The organism is Treponema sp. TIM-1 (assembly GCF_046533115.1).
Classification (GTDB): domain Bacteria; phylum Spirochaetota; class Spirochaetia; order Treponematales; family Breznakiellaceae; genus JAIRMO01.
In genome coordinates this window covers 12,417-31,786 of record NZ_JAJQRC010000005.1, presented here as the reverse complement: position 1 = coordinate 31,786, position 19,370 = coordinate 12,417, and the positions used below count along the sequence as shown (strand labels likewise).

At 51.0% G+C, this 19,370-nt stretch carries 14 protein-coding genes; 9 read left to right on the top strand and 5 right to left on the bottom strand.

Annotated elements, in window-relative coordinates:
• The first annotated feature begins 271 nt into the window (after window positions 1-271).
• From LQZ21_RS04030 to LQZ21_RS04010, 5 genes are all read left to right on the top strand, one after another.
• Window positions 272-2,359: an autotransporter outer membrane beta-barrel domain-containing protein gene (locus LQZ21_RS04030; RefSeq protein ID WP_411042886.1), complete on the top strand. Its 2,088-nt coding sequence runs from the start codon at window positions 272-274 to the stop codon at window positions 2,357-2,359.
• Window positions 2,360-2,451: 92 nt separating this feature from the next.
• Window positions 2,452-5,046, top strand: a complete 2,595-nt coding sequence (locus tag LQZ21_RS04025; RefSeq protein ID WP_411042885.1) for a beta strand repeat-containing protein — start codon at window positions 2,452-2,454, stop codon at window positions 5,044-5,046.
• A 158-nt stretch (window positions 5,047-5,204) separates the two neighbouring features.
• Entirely contained in the window at window positions 5,205-6,182 is a 978-nt protein-coding gene (locus tag LQZ21_RS04020; RefSeq protein ID WP_411042884.1) for a hypothetical protein, read from the top strand.
• Window positions 6,183-6,972: 790 nt separating this feature from the next.
• Window positions 6,973-9,030 (top strand): hypothetical protein, encoded by a 2,058-nt coding sequence (locus LQZ21_RS04015; protein WP_411042883.1) that lies wholly within the window; start codon window positions 6,973-6,975, stop codon window positions 9,028-9,030.
• 92 nt (window positions 9,031-9,122) lie between these two features.
• The gene (locus LQZ21_RS04010) at window positions 9,123-11,645 is read left to right on the top strand and encodes a beta strand repeat-containing protein (RefSeq protein ID WP_411042882.1); all 2,523 of its coding nucleotides are present in this window, start codon (window positions 9,123-9,125) and stop codon (window positions 11,643-11,645) included.
• A gap of 323 nt (window positions 11,646-11,968) precedes the next feature.
• Here LQZ21_RS04010 and LQZ21_RS04005 read toward each other — a convergent pair whose 3' ends face one another.
• Window positions 11,969-12,397: a PIN domain-containing protein gene (locus tag LQZ21_RS04005; RefSeq protein ID WP_411042881.1), complete on the bottom strand. Its 429-nt coding sequence runs from the start codon at window positions 12,395-12,397 to the stop codon at window positions 11,969-11,971.
• Window positions 12,394-12,594 (bottom strand): type II toxin-antitoxin system VapB family antitoxin, encoded by a 201-nt coding sequence (locus tag LQZ21_RS04000; RefSeq protein ID WP_411042880.1) that lies wholly within the window; start codon window positions 12,592-12,594, stop codon window positions 12,394-12,396. The genes LQZ21_RS04005 and LQZ21_RS04000 overlap by 4 nt, the downstream gene beginning before the upstream one ends.
• Before the next feature lie 342 nt (window positions 12,595-12,936).
• Between LQZ21_RS04000 and LQZ21_RS03995 the strand changes: the two genes are divergently transcribed.
• From LQZ21_RS03995 to LQZ21_RS03980, 4 genes are all read left to right on the top strand, one after another.
• Window positions 12,937-13,197, top strand: coding sequence for a hypothetical protein (locus LQZ21_RS03995; RefSeq protein WP_411042879.1), 261 nt, complete (start codon window positions 12,937-12,939; stop codon window positions 13,195-13,197).
• Window positions 13,198-13,608: 411 nt separating this feature from the next.
• A complete protein-coding gene (locus tag LQZ21_RS03990) occupies window positions 13,609-14,001 on the top strand; it encodes a type II toxin-antitoxin system VapC family toxin (protein ID WP_411042878.1) in 393 nt (130 codons plus the stop codon).
• A 1-nt stretch (window position 14,002) separates the two neighbouring features.
• Window positions 14,003-14,236, top strand: coding sequence for a prevent-host-death protein (locus LQZ21_RS03985; RefSeq protein ID WP_411042877.1), 234 nt, complete (start codon window positions 14,003-14,005; stop codon window positions 14,234-14,236).
• Window positions 14,237-14,409: 173 nt separating this feature from the next.
• Entirely contained in the window at window positions 14,410-15,492 is a 1,083-nt protein-coding gene (locus tag LQZ21_RS03980; protein ID WP_411042876.1) for a tetratricopeptide repeat protein, read from the top strand.
• Window positions 15,493-16,005: 513 nt separating this feature from the next.
• On the opposite strand, the gene LQZ21_RS03975 is transcribed toward LQZ21_RS03980, so the two are convergent.
• The 3 genes from LQZ21_RS03975 to LQZ21_RS03965 are packed head-to-tail and all read right to left on the bottom strand — an operon-like array spanning window position 16,006 to window position 19,130.
• Entirely contained in the window at window positions 16,006-17,322 is a 1,317-nt protein-coding gene (locus tag LQZ21_RS03975) for an ABC transporter substrate-binding protein (RefSeq protein ID WP_411042875.1), read from the bottom strand.
• A gap of 30 nt (window positions 17,323-17,352) precedes the next feature.
• Complete coding sequence (locus tag LQZ21_RS03970) at window positions 17,353-18,201, bottom strand: carbohydrate ABC transporter permease (RefSeq protein ID WP_411042874.1); 849 nt, start codon at window positions 18,199-18,201, stop codon at window positions 17,353-17,355.
• Window positions 18,198-19,130, bottom strand: coding sequence for a carbohydrate ABC transporter permease (locus tag LQZ21_RS03965; protein WP_411042873.1), 933 nt, complete (start codon window positions 19,128-19,130; stop codon window positions 18,198-18,200). Before LQZ21_RS03965 ends, LQZ21_RS03970 begins: the two co-directional genes overlap by 4 nt.
• Window positions 19,131-19,370: the final 240 nt, after the last annotated feature.

Below are 19,370 nucleotides of genomic sequence, written 5' to 3'. Positions count from 1 at the left end.
TACGGTGTATTGTAGAGAGATAGGATCGGCCGGGTGATAAAATGGCTCGGACTGGTTCCTTAACGGCGTCCTTAAAAAGAGGACCCCGGGGCAGCGGCTTTCTTGGCGGAACGTACGCTGCCTCCGGGGAATCACTAAACGCAGGGTAATGATACCCCATTCGGGGCTGATTTTCAATGCGTATAGTCCTCTTTTTATATGGAAGCGTCCTTCGGGGCGCTTTCGGCATTCGGTGATTGTGGCCGGATGAATATAAATACAGGAGGGCTTTATGTTGAAAAAGAGCCTAATTTTTGGAAGTGTGGTGCTGTTTTTGGCGGCGCTGATCACTTTGACGGGGTGCCCCACTTCCGTCGATGACGATAGTTCCGGTGCGGCCTATGCCCACCGGATCTACGGCGCCGCCGTGAGCCCCTATCAGGCGCAAAAGGCGATAAACCGGGCCGTTGCCGCAGGGGAACCCATCGTTCTTGAGGATGGTCTTACCATTTCCCCCTCGGGTCATTTAAACTTTAAAGGCGCCCGGGTCCGGATCAACGGCCTGGTAACCTTTAATGGCGGCGTGATTAATGTGGTAGGCGCCCAGGTTGAATGGGCCGAAACCGGGTCTTTGTACCTGGGCCCGGGGGACGGCGCCTACATCCACCAGAAGGGTATGAATACCAACGGCGTTCTGCGTGACCATCTGGTGGAATATGTGGACAGACTGGAAGACATCATGGCTACCGCCCAGGCCGCGGCGGTAAGTAAATTTACGCTGGGGCAACTTGCGGATTACGATTATTCCACCGACAGCAGGGGCATTGACGCCCGGATAGTGGCTGAGAAACTGGAACGGCTTTACGTGCTGGACACCCTTACCCTTCCCATTGACGGGACTGCTCCCAGCCTCATAATCACCGGTCTGGGGACCGTGGATGTTACCGGTACCCGGCCCAATGTGACGGTGGGGGGTACCGGCGCCAACTTAACCTTGGGGACCTGTTCAATCCTGACCACCAGCCAGGGGGGTGTTATCGTATATACCCCTACGGGGACGATATTACCCAATATCGAGGTACAGGAGGGAAAGGAGTTAAAAATCCAGGCCGGCGCCGGCGCCTTGACCATCCCCGGTAAACTTACGGGAAGGGGAACCCTGGAAATTACGACCGCCCCCACTGCCATTTTCATTGGAGAGGGCGATGGTAACATTAAATTTTCCACCGCGGTCAATACTCCTATCCCCAGCCCCTCTACCGATCCCACCCTCGATATTAGGAGTACCGGTACGGTTACCTTCGCCGATTCGCTGACTATTCGCGGTGGAGGGGCTCGGATAGACGGTAATGTGGAGTTTAATGGTAACGTCGATACCACGGCGGCAGAGTTATCCCTTAACGGTAATGTTACCCTGTTAAACCACATTGCCGCCTCCGCTGCCAACCCCGCTTCCGGCGAATTAGCCTTTGGTACTAATGGGTTGACCCTGGCGGGGGGTAAGACCATCTCCGTTAAGATCACCCCTGCGGGGGCGGAACCGGTCATTGCCCCGGTATTGACCGCCGATTCCTGGGTAGAATTAACCCCTGCCGGTAATGTAACCCTGACCGCTGCGGATCGCCCCACCAGAAATAATGAGGATGGGGTGAACGCCGCGAAAAAGATTATTGTTGCGGGCAACAACCTTGAGATCACGGACGGTACCTTGCAGGTGGCTCCGGGAGCAAGATTCGAGATTGATGGCCGGACCCTTACAACAAATATAGACACTGAATATATCGGTTACCTGGCCGTGGCCGATACCGGTACCCTCAGTTTGGTGGATACCGGCTCTGTTGGAATTCCCGCGATAGGGATAGGGGATACGGTAATTACGTCCCCGGCCGCTTCCACCCTCAAAGCCTCGGGCGGGACCGTGATCCTGGGGAACAACAAGATCCAGGGGGCCACTGCCGGGGCAAAACTGACCGCGGCCACCGGCGGGCAAAGTCCCTCCATTACCGTGGATCCTGCTAGTGGTACACCAGGAAATAAGGTTCTTATCCTGCAACAGGTGGACCTGAACCTGGCCGGCCATGGCAGCCTCGTGATAACCGGGGTTGGTGTGACCGCCAACCAGGTAAGCCTGGCCAATCTGGCAAAGATTACCTTGAACAACGGAGAAGGCGGAAAGACGACCGACCGGTCCAGGATCGGCAATACCACCGTTTCCGCCATCCTGACCGGGGACTATGAGGGTATAATCCCGTCCACGGCCACCACCAGCCAGGCCGCCTGGTCCCTGGCCCACAAGGGCGGGGCCAATGTGAGCATTATCGGCGGCACCAATACTGTTACCCTTGCCAAGTCCGGCACGGCCTTTGTCGTCGTTCAGTAAGGCCGGTATTCCAAACCTGCGGGGCCCAATGGCCCAGGGCAGTACGGAAAACGAAGATCCGGCCTGGTTCCGGATAATTTAAGGAGTGTTTTATGTTGAAGAAATATATAATTTTCGGCAGTGTTGTCCTGTTAATGGCGGCGCTGTTTACCCTGACGGGGTGCTCCCAGGCCACCGACAGTGACGGAGGAACCACATTCCTCAGTGAGAATCACCTGTTCGGTAACGCCGATGCGGCTGCCATCAAGGCGGCCGTAGAATCCGCCAAGGCCACGAACCGCCCTGTCATTCTGACGGCTGGTACGACCCTGATCGGTCCCGGAGCTACCCTCCCAGCTCGTACGCTTGCCACCGTCGCCAGTTTTGGGGATGTACCCGTCCGGGTAGAGGGGAGCGTATGGGTAGAGAACAATATCATTGTGAACGCGGCCTTCGCAAGCCTTGTCTTTGATGATGGAGCCACCATAACCGTAAGGGACGGAGGCGCTTTTATATACACCGCGGAGGATAACCGTATCCTCACGGAGGGTGCTAACGGCTATAAAGTGAAGTACATGACCGATCCCCTTATGGCAGTTCAGGGAACCGACGAGCGTATTGCCATTCCAAGCTATAATCTGGGTGCGGATTTTAGTGATGTCGCCCCCCATGTTACCCACCTTTATGTGGTGGACAAGGTTACCCTTGGTGCGACATCCGATGCGGGGATCCCCGAAATCATCCCCCTGGGGGAAGTGGATCTTACCGGAAATGTCGACATATTTGCGTCAAGCCTCGCTGGTATCCAATTCACCGCCACTGCGGTCCTGACCAGCAGCGTCCCGGGGAATGTTACGATTGACCTGCCGGATGAGGCGGTATTACCCACGATCAAAGCGGCTACCCCCATCACCATCGCGATACCTGATGCTATAACCAACTTCACCATCGCCAAGGTTGAAGGTCCCGATACGCTTACGATCAGCAATACAGGCACTACACCCAGTATTGCAGCCCTCCGTATTGACGAGGTTATTGATTCGGGCAAGGTTGTGGTAAATACTCCGACTCTGGAGGATGGAGCTACTTCTCCTCTGGAATATGGGTTATTCATCGCCAAAAACAATGCCGGTGTCATCACCCTTAATACCACCGATACCGCAGGTATCACCGGGCATCTTGTTGCCGAGAATAATACCGGGACGATAAACATTAATACTCGAGATTTTAATGGTACCGACGCCAGGCTTGATATTCCCAGGCCTGCTGGCTTTCCTGACAATGTCGCTCCCTATATTCTCCCTGGCACCGGCACGAATAGCGGTACCATAGCCATTAACGCGGATGATTTTACCGGTGAGGTCGAGATTGCTACTGCCAATTCCGGTACCGTAACCATTACCACCCCGGCTATCGGCGCTGCCGTTACGATCGCGTCCAATAGCGGAACCGTAAACTTTGTTACCGATAATCTTACCGCAGCGGCTGAGATCACCACCAACACCAACACCGGGACCGTAAATTTCACCAAAGGGCTTATCGATCCAACCCTCGCTGCTAACTTCATCGTAAGCCCGGCCAATAACGGCGCCATTAACTTTTGGGGTCCCCTTGAAGCTACCGCTACTCTTGGTGCCAGTACCAGCCTTATTGGCGGCAGCGGCACGGTAACCTTTGCCGGCGAAGCAACCTTCAATGCGGCCACGACCATAGGCTGCAATACGGAATTTAAAGCCGGGGTGATCGCAGACATCTCCACCGGAAACCTCACCCTGGGCGGCAATGTTACCCTGGCTCACGGGGAGGACATTACTTTGACTAGCGGTAACTTAATCCTTGGGGCTGGTAAGCAGATCCTGGTGGGCGCTAACCCGGTATTGGCCGCGGGGGGCAATGGGGTAACCATTGCCGCAGCCGGCGCAACCCTGGCCGCGGGCCCTGCCCGTACCAGCGATGCTGACGACACCTACACAGCCGACAAGACCCTGACCCTGAGAACACAGCCGATCACCGCCATCACCGGCGAACTCAAGGTACTGGGCGGCGGTTATTTCAGCCTTTTAAATCAAAATATCACCCTTGGTGCTGCTGGCCGCTTGACCCTGGAAGACGGCGCTGTTCTTGACTTAGCTGATGGTCTTGATACGGCTATTAGTACCATTAATATTGGAGATACGACAATAGCCGCCGGTGCGGCTGCCAACGACGCGGCGGTCCTCACCGCCTCAGCAGGGCCGGTAACCCTTGCGAATAATAGTATCTCCGGCAGCGGGACCCTGGCGGTTCCCGAGGACGGCGGCGACCCGGTCATTACGGTAGGCGACTCCAGCAGTGGTGGTAAAACCCTTACCATAAGCGGGGCCAACCTTGACCTGCAAAATAGCGGTTCTTTAGTAATCGTGGGACATGGAGCTTCAGGTCTAGGAACAAATAAGGTTCGCCTGGAAGGCAGAGGAGGACAACCCTCCGCCGGTAAGATCACCCTGAGCGAGGAAACATCGGCCACGGTCACCAGCGGATTGAGCAATAGAACCATTGCGAGCAATGGGACGATCCGGGGAAGCGGTGTGCTTAGGGCCGGCGGCGAAACCTCCACCGTCCAGGTCGGGGACATAGCCGGCGGCGATATTGCCAGCTTGGACATCCATGGACCTTTAGCTACCTATAGCACGACAATTGACAACGCGGCCACGGTGGTGCTTCCCTAAGGCCGCCCCGGGAAACTGTCCGAAAAGATTTCGGACAGTCCCTGACGGGTTTGCATACGCCCCTTTACCGGGGTAAAAAGAGCGGTCCGGAAACGGATAAGTTTCCGGGCAGAGTTGAGCACGTCTCCTATAACCAGGAGCGTTAAACAGGAGTTTTTATGAAAACGAAAGTGATATACGGGATGATAGCTTTGTTAAGCGTATCATTATTTTTTCTAGGCTGCCCCACAGACGCGAGCGACGACAGCTCCAGCACGTATGACCAATCCGGCGGCAAGAAGCCGTCCTCGTCGCAGGCGGCGGCCGCGGTGGCAGACTCTTTGAAGGACGCTTTTGCCGCTGCCAGTTCCTCCGTCAACGTAAGCGTGAACGGTTCCACCATCACCCTTACAAACACCGGTGCCCCGGGTACCCCCATACCCCTTCCCCTCGGTACTACCACGGTTCCCTCCGGTGTAACCCTTGCGGTGCCAGCAAGCGAAAAAGTTACGGTACCCCCGGGGAGTATCCTTTCCATAGCGGGTGACCTTACCGTGGGAGCTGGGGTCGAGGTTACCAATAACGGGAATATTGAAGTGGCGGGTGGTACCTGCACCCTGGGCGCCGGCGTAACCGGCACAGCTACCGGTACGGTTACCGTTAAGTCAGGCAGTGTGATTAAAGTCGGGGCAGGGGCCGGGATTCCCGGCACGACAACCATCGTGGAAGCCGGAGCTGAAATATACTTCAATGGACAGACCACACCGTTTATCGGTACCAGTTCCAGTGTTCCCGCGGCGATATTCCAGCTTGGCTCCGGCGCCCAATTTACCTTTACCATTAATACATTTGCCATAGACGGTGTGGTGACTTTGGGATCCAACTTCTTGCTTAACGCTAGTGCACAGCATCTGACAATTAAGCAGGGAAGTAAGCTTATTATCCCGTCTAGTATTACCATGACGCTGATTAACGATCCAATACTTGGTGAGACTGGCGCTCAGATTGCCCTTACGGGCGCCATTACACAAAGTGGAACGGGAAATTTCTATGCAAGCGGCGATAACAGTCCGGAGGCGACTCCTCAAACCGGCAAAACCTACGAGTGGAAAGCCGACGTCAATGGTGCGGGACCCGGTTGGGAGGCAACATCCTAACCCCCGCCTGTATAGGCAGGTAACGCCAAAAGCCCGGCTTGTGCCGGGTGTAAGACGGCCGGCGCCCAATGGGGAACAAGCCGGCATTTCAGGAGGCAACTGAAAAAAGATTATGCTGCGGGCCCAAAGGGTTGAAACCCTGGAGCCAAGTTTGATGCGGAAAAAGTCATGATATGACATAATACCGTAAAGAACAGCATAATATGTATAAAAATAGGGTAATATATAAGCATAGGTGGTAAAATGATAAAAGACCGTAAGGTAATTTTACCGCCGGGTCCGGACCGCCAATTTTTTTGTGTTTTTTTTAAAAATTTTTAAAAAAAACGAGATTTCCGGACCAAAGTGGGATATATATATTACCAGGGGCTTTTTTACAAAGAAAGGCCAGATAGACCCGGCAAAAAGAAGGAGTAAGTCATGACCAATAGAATCTGTTTTTTAGCGCCATCGTTGACGGCTTCCCGATTTTTTCCGGCCGGGGTTTTGGCCCCCTGCGGGTCTGGGTCTTTGTTTGGATTAAGGCTGGTAGAGATACAGGGACTGTTCGGCTGGTAAAATGGTACGGATAAGTTCCTTTGGCGATGTCCTTAAAAAGAGGACCCCGGAACAGCGGCTTTCTTGGCGGAACGTACGCTGCCTCCGGGGAATCACTAACGCAAAGTAAATGATAGCCCTGCCAGGGTTGAGTTTCAATGCGTATAGTCCTCTTTTTATATGGAAGTGACCTCCGAGGCGCTTCCGGCATTCGGTGATTATTGCCGGATGAATATAGAAACAGGAGGGCTTTATGTTGAAAAAGAGCCTAATTTTTGGAAGTGTGGCGTTGTTGTTAACAGCGCTGATCACCCTGACCGGGTGCCCCACTTCTGTCGATGACAGTAGCAGTTCCGGGACCGTGTACGCCCACCGGATTTACGGCGATACCGTAAGCCCCTATCAGGCGCAGGGGGCGATAGACCGGGCCGTTGCCGCGGGGGAACCCGTCGTTCTTGAGGATGGTCTTAACATCACCCCCCCCGGTCATTTAAACTTTAAGAATGCCCGGGTCATAATTGACGGCCAGGTATCCTTTGAGAACGGCGTGGTGAGTGTGGTAGACGCCTCGGTGGAGTGGTCCCCCGGCGCGAGTTTCTATCTGAATGATGCTCCAGGAAGTACAGGTGCTTACATCCACCGGAAGGGCCTGCCCGGCCGTGTTAATTCTGCGAGATTGGTGGAGTTCGCCGAAAGCCTTGATACCATCATGCCCACCGCCACCAAGGCGGCGGTAAGGCGGTTCACGCTGGGTCCTCTTCAGAACCACGATTATTCCACCGGCCCCGGCGGCATTGACGCCCGGATAGTGGCGGGGACCCTGGAAGAACTCTTCGTCCTGGACAACCTTACCCTTCCCATTGATGGGAGGGGGGCCACTCCCAGTGGTGATCCAAATCCCCTGGCGATTACAGCCCTGGGGACCGTGGATGTTACCGGCACCCGCCCCGGCGTAGAGTGGAATAATCCTGCAAGTTCTAATTTATTATTGGGAACCTGTTCCATCCTGACCAGCAGCCAGGGGGGTGTCATCGTATATGGGCCTTCCAATACGGTATTACCCAATGTCGAGGTACAGGAGGGAAAGAATTTTACCGTCTCCCAATCCGGTCCCCTGAGCATTCCCGGTAGACTTACGGGAAAGGGAACCCTGGAGATTTCAACCGACACCGGCGATATTGCAATTGGCGGCGGCGACGGGAACATCCGGTTTACCGGAACCCCCACTCCCACTCGGATCAACCTCGGGAACACCGGTAATATTATCTTCGATAATGCGCTGGTGAGCCTTAATGATGGGTCTACGATAGCCGGGGATGTGGAATTTAAAGAAGGGGTTACCACAACTGCGGACATAGCCCTATTGGGCAATGTTACCCTGGTAAACCCTACTACCCTGGGAGCTAATGCAATTAGGTTTGGCGGATCGCTGACCCTGGGGGCGAATAAAACCATCTCTGTTAAAATTACCCCCACCGCGGCGGGGAGCGCCACCACCCTTGCCCCGGTCCTGGCTGCCGGTTCCGATGATCTAAAACTAACCCCTGCCGGTACGGTAACCCTGACCCCCGCGATTCGCCCAAGCAGAGCTAATGACGATGCGGTGAACGGGGCGAAAAAGATTAGCCTTGGGACTGCTGCTCTTACCATCACCAACGGTACGCTGCAGGTGGTCCCGGGAGCGATCTTCGAGGTTGCCGCTACCACCCTTTCTACGAGGATAAGCCCCAGTGAGATCGGTTACCTGGCCGTGGCCGACACCGGTACCCTCAGTTTCTCTAACACCGGTACCGGCAATGTGAATATCGGGGAAACGGTTATTTCTTCCGCTTCCGCCGCTTCCTCACTCAAAGCCTCAGGCGGGACCGTCATCCTGGGCAGCAATAAGATCCAGGGGGATGCCCCCGGAGCAAAACTCACGGCAGCCGCCGGCGGAACCAACCTCGCCCTGACCCTGGCCGGAGGAGCTAAGGTCCTTATCCTGCAGCAGGTAGATTTGAACCTGGCCGCTCATGGCAGCCTGGTTATAGATACCGCCGCCACCGCCAACCAGGTAACCCTGGCCGATTTGGCCAGGATCACCTTGAACAACGGCGAGGGCGGGAAAACGACCACCCGGGCCAAGATCGGCAGCACGACCGCTTCCGCCGCCCTGACCGGGGATTATGAGGCCATTACCGCGCCGAGCGCCACCACCAGCCAGGCAGCCTGGTCCGTGGCCCATAAGGGCGGGGCCAATGTGAGCATTATCGGCGCCGTCACTGGCCCCGATGTCACCCTTGCCAAGTCCGGTACGGCCTTTGTCCAGTAACCGGTATTCCCAAGCTGCAGGGCCCCTGGGGGCCCGGGGCAGTACGGGAAACGAAGATCCGGCCTGGTTCCGGATAATTTAAGGAGTGTTTTATGTTGAAAAAATATATTTTTGGCAGTGTTGTCCTGTTACTGGCGGCGCTGTTTGTCCTGACGGGATGCTCCCAAGCCACCGACAGTGACGGAGGGACTGTAGTATACAGTCAAAACTACCTGTTCGGCGAGGCCGACGCGGCCGATGTGGCGGCAGCCGTAAGATCCGCCCTGGACACGAAGCGCGCCGTCATCCTCACCGACAGTGTGATCCTCACCGGCGGTGTAGGATACCTTCCTGCTAGGCCCCCGGTCGCCAGTTTTGGTACGGTGGATGTCCGGGTTGAGGGCGATGTAACGGTAACCGCCGGTATCATTGTGAACGCGGCCTTAGCAAACCTCACCTTTGAGGAAGGCGCCACCATAACCGTACAGGACACCGGCGTTTTTATATACCGGGACGCAGATGACGGTAATCATATCATAACAGCCTCCGACGCCGTTCTCACCAACCAGGGCCGTAAAGTTCGGTACATGGAAAACGCCCTTATGGCCGTCCAGGGGACTGATGCTCATATTGCCATCCCAAGCTATCAGATAGGTTCGGCTTTTACGGCAGATGTCGCCCCCCATGTGCAGAGCATTTACGTGGTGGACAAGCTTACGATCAACGCGGGATCTACCGCGGTGCCCGGCAATGGAACAGTGGCAGGTACGCCCCAATTCATCGCCCTGGGAGAGGTGGACCTTACCGGGAGTAACGGCGCTGTTTTTGCCGCCATCGGTACCAATTTCAAATTTGCCGACACTTCTACCCTGACCAGCAGCGTCCCGGAGAGTGTTACCCTTATCTTGCCTGCGTCGCCTTCGGCTTACTTTGGCACGATCAAAGCCACTACCCCCATCACCATCGCGGGACCTGATAGTGGTGGTACGACCCTTATTAACATAGGCAATATCGAAGGCCCTGAAACCCTTACGATCAGTGACGCAACCAGTATTGCCACCCTCTCCATCGGCGGAGTTGCCGAATCAGGCAAGGTCGCGGTAAGTACGGGAACCATCGGGACAGCTGTTTCCATAGGTAACAGTGCCGGTTCCATAAGCGTTGTCGTTTCAACTATCAGTGGTACTGTTGGTATCGGGACCGTTAGTAATGCCGGTACCATAGCCATTACCGCTGCGAACCTTAGTGGGGTGGTTACAATCGCTAACAATGCCGGTACCATAGCCATTACCGCTCCTACAACCTTCAGTGGTGCGGTCAATGCCACCAGCAACGAAGGTACCCTAACCCTTAATACCGGCGATTCCGGTAGTATTACCGGCGGCGGGATGATTGCGAATAATAGCGGAACCATAAACTTTGCTACAACCGCTATTACTACCAACGCCTTTGACATCACCACCAACACCAGCACCGGAGTCATAAATTTCACCAAAGACTTTACCCCCACTGTTGCCAACTTCATCAAAAGCAAGGCCAATAACGGTACCATTAACTTTGCGGCTTCCCTTACAACTTCCACCGCTCTTGGTTCCGCCGCCGCCGCCAATAGTATTGCCGGCAGGGGCAAGGTAATCTTCAGCGCCCAGACCACCTTTGGGGCAGCCACGATTATCGACTGCGAGACGGAATTTAAAGCCGGGTTAACCAAAAACACCGCCGGAACCCTCACCCTGGGCGGCGATTTTGTTACCCTGGACCATGGACAAATAATCACCCTGGCAGCAGTAACCGACAAATTAATTCTTAGGCCCGGTACGCAGATCCGCGTAGGCGAAACCCCGGTATTGGCCGCGGGGAGCGGTGAGGTATACATAACCCCCGCCGCCGGCGCACGGCTCACAGCGGGCCCTGCCCGGACCAGCGAAACCGACCCCGAATCCGTAGAGGACAGGACCCTGATCCTGGGGAATGCGGAGATCACCGATATCGACGGCGACCTGCGGGTATTACCGGACGGTTACTTACGGCTTGCCGTTGCAAATGCTATCACCGTTAATGCGGATACGACTCCTGGTACCCTGACCCTGGAAGACGGCGCCTTTATTGAGTTAGGCTTCCATGCCTCCGCCGGCAACGGCTATAAGATCATCATCGGCGCTACTCAAATAGCCGGGATCGATGGTACCGCGTCCTTCCTCACCGCCACAGGCGGCCCCATAACCCTTGCACCCAACAGGATCTCCGGCAGCGGGACCCTCGCGATCCCCGAGGAAAGCGGCAGCCCGACCATTACGGTAACCAGTGGCACCCTTACCATAGCCGAGGCCAACCTTAACCTGCAATACCACGGTTCTTTGAACCTTGCAGCAGCAGGCGACCGTATTATCCTGGAAGGCGGACAAGTCCCCGGTAAAATCACCCTGGGCGAAGAAACGGAATATACCGTAACCACCCTGAACGGAAAAAACATTGGCACCGCAGCGATCACTGGAAGCGGTATTCTCCGGGGCAGCGCCGAAACCGGTTCCTCGACAGTAGGGGATCTCTCCGGCGCCACACCGGCGGGCAGCTTAACCATCACGGGACCCACTTCAGGCACAGGAATTGCGGCTTCAGCTTCGGTGACCCTGTAATCAACCCAAGGAAGCGTCCGAAACTAAACTTTCGGACGCTTCCTTACTAAGGGCGGGAAGGCAAACAAGCTTCCCGCCTGTGTAAAAAACGCGCCTCCCAAAACCCGGCCTGCGCCGGGTTTGAAAGAGACCCAAACCCTCCTGCCCAATTTGGGCAGGAGGGTCCTTATTTTTCTATCCAACAACCGTCTTTTAGTCCCCCTTGCCGTCAACCCCGGCGCAATCAGTAATGCTCAATATTCTCTCCGCTGTTCGTGCGGTTTGTGTGGTTCGTAGTTAATCCTGTTCTTCCTGCATGAGGAACCGCAGCAGTTACCGTCCTGTTATGCGAAACGGCCTATTGTTTTTATGTCAAATATTTTTATCGGCAAGTATTGTTTATACTGGTTAAAATCATCATCCATTGTATATATTTCAAAGTTATTTCTAACTGATATTGCACATATCAAAAAATCCGTATTCGATCCTTGTATCCCATTTCTTCTGCATATATTGGAATATTCTGCCGCCAGTTCATAATCTTTTGTTTCTATTGGAAAATCATTAAACCCTTCCATCTTTTCTTTTAGTTCATTAAATACTTTTTCATCAGATATTCCTGATAATAATTCTTGTCGAATGGGGCCAATAATTACTTCCATAAATTCGTCAATTAAATATTTTAAAACATCCACAATAGCTTTATCGTCAGATTTTATTTTTCTGCGTCTAAATGCCTTTGACCATATTGGAGTATCTATTAATATTTTCATCTTTTTCCGCGTGATTTTTTATAATCATAATTTTTATCAAATTCTATCTTTCCAAATAAATCAATAACTTCCTGTCGTTTCCGTCTTTGGATAAATTCATCCAAAGCCAGATTTACCGTATCTTTTTTGGTTTTTAATCCCCCAATAACAAGTGCCGTCTTTAACAAATTATCATCAATAGCCAAATTCGTCGCCATTTTATCCTCCAATAGTATTTTACACAATATATTGTGTAATTGTCAAGTATCTTTTGAAAAAAATGAAATAGGCCATTTCGTATAATGTCCCGGCTGTAACTGACGTTTGGGCGGTTGCGATAAAGGAAACCGTAGGTTTCCAGTAACCGCAAAAATGTGGTGGAGCGAGCTGTGGGAAGGAGCACTGCGACTGACCTAGACGAATGGATGTCGAGGGGCCTTTAGGCTCCGTAGCACTAACAGAGCTATTATGCGACGTTTATTTTAACCATGTTAAAAATTTATAATAAAACTTGACAAAGAGAAAATATAAAGATACTATCCTTAAAAAGGAGAATATATATGCCTAACGAAAATGTTGGAAATAGGTCTTTTAGAGAATTATTTGATCAAAATGTATCATTTATTAACTCATGTTACGCAAGGGTCCCAAGAAGAGATTTTAACCACAAACCTCACGAACCACACGAACAGAAACAAAGACAAATTGGCGTTTTCACCGATAGTTCTTTCCTGCTTTCCCACGAACAAAGAAGAGAATTCAGGCATAAATTCCGGAATATCGAAGCAAAAGTTCGTGGTGTTCGTGTCGTTCGTGGTTAATCCTATTCTTCCTGCGTAACATGAGTTATTAAGTCAGCCTGCTAATAGTCATGCCGGTCAAAATCCTTTTTTTTGAGCAAAATAAACGATTATACAAAAGTTACGGCACTAAACCGCGATATAGATGAACGGAAAAACAATCCTTGGAATATTTCTGCTATGAAAGAACGTTCCTCATTGTTCAAAGAAAAGTTATTAAAAATATATGCATGGAAAATCTAATAAAAATAAACGACGCATAACAGGTCTGTTAGCGCTGCGGGGCCGGCCCTTCGGGGTTCCATTCGCCTAGGTCGGCAACGGCCGAAACAATTTTTTTGCCGAAATTTGCCGAAAGTTTTTGAAAAAATCATCCAAATATACTTTTTTTATACTATTGACATTATTGGATTAATAATATATCATAAATTTATGGAACTGATATTGGATGCTAGCGCAATCATGGCTGTTATTATAAAAGAACCAGAAAGGGAATTGGTTCTGCAATTGACAAAGGATGCTGTAATTTCTTCTCCTAATATGGTCTCTTATGAGATTGCAAATGGTTTGACCAAAATGATAAAGAAAAAAATAATCGATAAAGAACGTATGATAAGTGCATATAAATATTTTAAAAAAATACCTGTAAAAACAATAGACGTGGATATTGAAAAGGCATTGGAAATAGCATGGAAATATAAAATTTATGCTTATGACGCTTGTTATTTAGAATTTGCAAACAGACTAAATTTTCCATTATTGACTTTTGATGGTAATATGACAAGAATTGGAAAAGAACTTGGTATTACCATTTTGGGAGGATAAAATGTTAGTATTTGATTATACTGATTTTATAGAGGACGCAACTGAAATTTTTAATGCTGCATTGACTAATGAAGTAATAGTGAATACCCGAGATGGAAATCGTTATAAAATACTCCCGATAAAGAACGAAGATAAAACTGGAAAATCGCCTCTTGAGGATATTCCATGTATAGAGGCTGATATAACGACACAGGAAATTGTAGAATTATTAAGAGAAAGTAGAGCTGGGATATAAGAAATAGCTATAATGGGGCCAAAAAACTGAACATAACAGGCCTGTTATGCGAAATAAAACCGGAAATTATTTGAAAATAGAAAACACGCCGAAGATCCATGATGACGCTAAAAATAAGGTCTTGACAAGAAAGTTTATACTGGATAACATAAAAAAATTTCAGGAGGATTATAATGAAAAAAGTAAAATGTGTTGTTTTTTTAATGATATTATTATTCTCACAATTTTCAAATAAGGGGCATTCAATATTTGCTCAGGATTTGTCTTATGAATCGGATATAGAATATATTTTAACAAAATATCTCCTGGAAGAATATGAAGAAGTTATTAGATTGTTAAATAAATATTATTTTGAACATCAAAATGAATTAGCATATCTATATGGATTATGCTATTTAAAGTTAAATATGAACAGAATAGCAATCGACTATTTTAATACTACTTTAGCAGAACATGAAAATAACTACGAAGTATTAAATAATATTGGCGTTGCTTATTTTAAAGAGAATGATTATATCAATGCAATGAAATATTTTCATTTGTCATTTGTTTCAAATCCGGATTATGCGATTGCCCGGGAAAATTATAATACGGCATATGAAAACTGGATTTCAGAAAGGGAAAACGAACAAATTGGCCCAGTAATTCCATTTACGGAAAGACCAACAATGTATAATTCGTTAGGATGGTTTTATTATTATTCCGGCGACTATCATAACGCGATTTATTATTTCAAAAAATCTATAGATGAAGATGCAGACTATCAATTTGCATATATTTCTTTAGCCTATATATACGACGAAGGAAATAATTTTGAAGCAGCACTGGATTGTTTAAAGATCGCAGAAAAAATAGATGAGAATAATCCGGATCTTTATAACAATTTAGGCATAGTCTATTATCATTTGACAGATTATGAAAATTCAGAGAATGCATTTAAAAAAGCAATAGTATTAAATTATAGATTTGCTGAACCCTATAACAATCTTGGTTTTTTGTATTTTGAGAAAGGAGAATATAGTATTTCAGAAGATTATTTCAAAAAAAGCATAGAGATGAATATTGACAATAAAAGTCTGAGGGCAGAAAGTATGGCAGGTCTGGCGATTATTAATATGAAAAATCAAAACATAGACCAATCAAAGGCATATAAAGAGTCTTCGTTGAAATTAGACTATAGAATGAATGACATAAAATATTTAACAAATACGTTAAAATGGAATAAACAGTTAATTGAAATTTGGAGTAATATTTAACTTGTACCAAAGGAGTAACATAAGGCAATCGCCATCTGTAGCGGGTTTTACTTCGCATAACGTTCCGGGTGTATGCGGCAATTTGGCGGCCAAATTGTGGGTGAAGTGGGCCGTACTTTTATAATACATTTTATAGACTGTTTTGGCAACATATTTTTTTAAAAATTTCCAACAAAATTTTAGGCCCATGTCGTTACGCCCGGCGGGGAATTACGCCCCACTCCCTAAATCCCCCCCCGTCATAACAGACCGTTTACGGGCTGTTACCCCAGACCCTACCGTTTAGCGCAAACGTAACGCCTCCAAAAAAATTCGTCTGAAAAGCCCTCTTACCCCCTTTAACATCGGCAGTTTAGCCCTTGCCGTCAGCCCGGCGGGGAATTACGCCCCGCTCACGTCTCTGGAATTCCCCGCGGTAACAGACCGTTTACGGGCTGTTACCGCGGACTCTACAGGTAGTGAGCGGGGCGTAATTCCCCGCCGGGCTTAGCCATGGCTAAACTTCCGAACACACTATTTTCGGGACAGCCGTACCAAAAGCTCGTAGATCTGCTGCCCCCCCTGGGTGGTGTTGATCTGACCAAAGGCCACCTGCTGGTAGATAAGGTTCAGGGTACTGTTCAACTCCGTATCATTGGGCAGATGGGGGGTCTCCGGGGAAGTATGGGGGCCGGCGACATCGTGATAGGCAAAAACCTTCTGATCCGCCGCCGTAGCTACCGAGGACGCTCCCTGCCGGAAACTTGAGGAAGAGGAAATCCCCCGGTCATTGCCGATGATCTTTCCCGCTTCGGGGCTGTTCACCAGGAAGTTGATAAATTTTACCGCCGCTTCGATGTTTTTGGAGGCGGCGTTGATCGTGTAAACCTGGCTCAACTGGGGCCAGAGGGCCTTGGTCGCTGCGGCGCCGGGGAGCTCGATGAGCCCCAGTTCATCCTGGATGGCGGCCTGGTAATTGGCAAACTGGTTGGAAACGATAAAACTGATCGCCACTTTACCGGCGATAAGGGAGGATGAATCCACATTGGTTTCCGCGTAACCCGCGGAAATATCCGCCGGGGGAACAAAGCCGTTGTCCCGGTAATCCTTAAACAGATCCAGGAACTTCTTGGCGTCCGCAGCAGTAGCCTTGGTGGTCCCGGTTACGTCGTCGTAGATCGGGGTGCCGTTCCAGCGCAGCCAGTAGCCGAACCCGGTGGAACCCGAGGAGGTGGACCCGAAGTCCGTCAGGGGGTACACCCCCGTGGGGAGCCTGGGTTTGATGGAAGCGAGGTAGGCCCGGAATTCCTCCCAGGTCTGGGTAACCTTGGGCAGGGGAAGGCCCGCCTTTTCCAGGAGGGTCTTGTTGTAGATCAGGGCGGGAATGGTGGCCCCGGTGGAAACCCCGTAGAGGTTGCCCCGTACCGAACCGGCCTCAATGGCCCCGGCATCGATGGTGGAAACGTTCAGGAGCCCTCCCTTGTAGGGGTTCAGATTGAGGATCACGTTTTTTGCCACATAATCGGGAAAGTTACCCCCCATCTGGATGATGTCGGGCCCGGCGCCGCCGGCGAGCTGGGTATCGACCTTGTTGAAGTGATCCCCGGTTCCCCCGGAGACCTCGATGTTCACTTTGATCCCCGGATTGGCCGCCTGGAAAGCGTCGATAGCCGCCTGGCTTGCCTTTACCCGGGCCTCGCTGCCCCAGAACGCCCACCGGAGGATGATGGTACCCGCATCGCCCCCGCCGGAAGCCGCGGGACTGCCGCCGCTCTGCTGTCCCCCGCCTGCCGCAAAGATCACGGCGGCGCTCATCATTAAAACAACCAAACCCAATACGATTTTTTTCATTACAAAACCTCCATAAAATGATGGGATACACTATCCCTTGATACCGGTGGTGGCGATTCCCTGGACAAAATATTTTTGCAGGGAAAAGAAAAGAACAAAACAGGGAACAATGGAAAGAACCGCCATGGCAAACATGGACCCCCAGGATGACATCCCCGAAGAATCGATAAAAAGCCGCAGCCCCATGGGGACCGTGTATATGGGCGGCGAGTTGAGGTACAATAGCTGGTTGAAAAAATCGTCCCAGGTCCAGAGGAAGGTAAAAAGTACCGTGGTTATCAGGGCCGGGACAGTGAGGGGAATGATGATCCTGATATAGATGCCGAATTTGCCGCAGCCGTCAATCAGGGCCGATTCGTCCAGGTCCTTGGGGAGGCTGCGGACAAACTGCACCAGGAGGAAGATGAAAAAGGCGTCGGTGGCGAAAAGTTTCGGGATCACCAGGGGGAGGTAGGTGTCGATCCAGCCGAAGGTCCGGAAGATGATGTACCGGGGAATGGTGGTTACATGGCCGGGCAGCATCAGGGTAAGCATCATCAGGGCGAACCAGAGGTTCCTCCCCGCAAACTTGAGCCGGCCAAAGGCATAGGCGGTAAGGGAACAAAAAGCCGCGTTAAAGACCACGCAGAGGACGCAGATAAAGAAAGAATTCCTGAAAAAAGTACCGAACCCGACGATCCCGATACCCTGCCAGCCCCGGACATAGTTTTGCAGGGTGACGGATTGGGGGATCAGGCTGGGATCGCTAAAGATGGTGTTCCCCTCTTTAAAGGACGCCATGATGAGCCAGACAACCGGGTAGAGCATCCCGATCCCCAAAACAATGATAACCATATTTGAAAGGCCGGCATAGAACAGCCTTCCGGTTTGCCGTTTCATTCTCCGCCTCCATAGCTCACCAGGGACCCCGAGACTCGGAAGGTCAGGGCGGTCAGGGCGGCGATAATGATGAGGAGTACCCACGCCATAGCCGAAGCATACCCCATTTCGTAGAAGGCAAAGCCCTTGAGGTAGAGGTAGAGACTATAGAACATGGTGGAATCCAGGGGGCCGCCCTGGCCGCCGGACACGATAAACGCCTGGGTAAAGGACTGGAAGGCGCTGATCATCTGCATCACCATGTTAAAGAAAATGATGGGGGACAGGCTCGGCAGGGTGATGGAGAAAAACTGCCGGACCTTTCCCGCCCCGTCCACACTGGCCGCCTCGTAGTATTCCTGGGGGATCTGCTTGAGCCCCGCAAGGAATATGATCATGGGGGACCCGAACTGCCAGACCGCCAGCAGTATCAGGGTGTAGAGGGCGTATTTGGGGTTGGAGATCCAGGCCGGCGGGTCGGCGTTAAAGGCCCCCCGGAGGATGGCGTTGATGATCCCGTCCGCGGCAAAGAGTCGCCGCCAGAGGACCGCGATGGCCACCGAGCCCCCCAGCAGGGTGGGAATGTAGTAGATGGTTCGGTAAAAGGGGATGAGCCTGAGCTTCTGGTTCATCAGCATGGCCACCGCCAGGGCGAAGACCAGTTTTAGGGGTACCGAGATAAAGACAAAACGGAAGGTAACAAAGAGCGAATTGAGAAACCGGGTGTCCCGGGGAAATTCATCGTTCCCCGCAAACATCACCAAAAGATTCCGCAGTCCTATCCATTTTGGGGGCTGCAGGATATCGTATTGGGTAAAGGACAGGTACAGGGAATAGATCATGGGGTACAGGGTGAGGATAAAAAAACCCAAAAGCCAGGGAATAAGAAAAACATAGGACGAGAGGTTTTCGCGGATTATTTTTCCTCGATTACCGGTACTGTTTTTCATACGGCGCTCCTCCCGGGAATTATGGGGCATCATTTCCATCCTACCATTCTACCATGGCTTCTAATTTTTGACAAATAAAATTTTCAATTTCCCGGCATTTTCCTTTTCGCTGCCCGGCACTTGCCCCTTCCCCGTCCTTTGTTCGTGAGGTTCGTAATTTCCTTCTCCTCTGTTCGTGTGGTTCGTGTGGTTCGTGGTTTTCCTCTCCTTTATTTGTGAGGTTCGTGGTCTTCCTCCCCT

Coding starts and splice junctions, on each gene's coding strand:
- LQZ21_RS04030 (WP_411042886.1), top strand. CDS start 272: ATGTTGAAAAAGAGCCTAATTTTTGGAAGTGTGGTGCTGTTTTTGGCG.
- LQZ21_RS04025 (WP_411042885.1), top strand. CDS start 2,452: ATGTTGAAGAAATATATAATTTTCGGCAGTGTTGTCCTGTTAATGGCG.
- LQZ21_RS04020 (WP_411042884.1), top strand. CDS start 5,205: ATGAAAACGAAAGTGATATACGGGATGATAGCTTTGTTAAGCGTATCA.
- LQZ21_RS04015 (WP_411042883.1), top strand. CDS start 6,973: ATGTTGAAAAAGAGCCTAATTTTTGGAAGTGTGGCGTTGTTGTTAACA.
- LQZ21_RS04010 (WP_411042882.1), top strand. CDS start 9,123: ATGTTGAAAAAATATATTTTTGGCAGTGTTGTCCTGTTACTGGCGGCG.
- LQZ21_RS04005 (WP_411042881.1), bottom strand. CDS start 12,397: ATGAAAATATTAATAGATACTCCAATATGGTCAAAGGCATTTAGACGC.
- LQZ21_RS04000 (WP_411042880.1), bottom strand. CDS start 12,594: ATGGCGACGAATTTGGCTATTGATGATAATTTGTTAAAGACGGCACTT.
- LQZ21_RS03995 (WP_411042879.1), top strand. CDS start 12,937: ATGCCTAACGAAAATGTTGGAAATAGGTCTTTTAGAGAATTATTTGAT.
- LQZ21_RS03990 (WP_411042878.1), top strand. CDS start 13,609: ATGGAACTGATATTGGATGCTAGCGCAATCATGGCTGTTATTATAAAA.
- LQZ21_RS03985 (WP_411042877.1), top strand. CDS start 14,003: ATGTTAGTATTTGATTATACTGATTTTATAGAGGACGCAACTGAAATT.
- LQZ21_RS03980 (WP_411042876.1), top strand. CDS start 14,410: ATGAAAAAAGTAAAATGTGTTGTTTTTTTAATGATATTATTATTCTCA.
- LQZ21_RS03975 (WP_411042875.1), bottom strand. CDS start 17,322: ATGAAAAAAATCGTATTGGGTTTGGTTGTTTTAATGATGAGCGCCGCC.
- LQZ21_RS03970 (WP_411042874.1), bottom strand. CDS start 18,201: ATGAAACGGCAAACCGGAAGGCTGTTCTATGCCGGCCTTTCAAATATG.
- LQZ21_RS03965 (WP_411042873.1), bottom strand. CDS start 19,130: ATGAAAAACAGTACCGGTAATCGAGGAAAAATAATCCGCGAAAACCTC.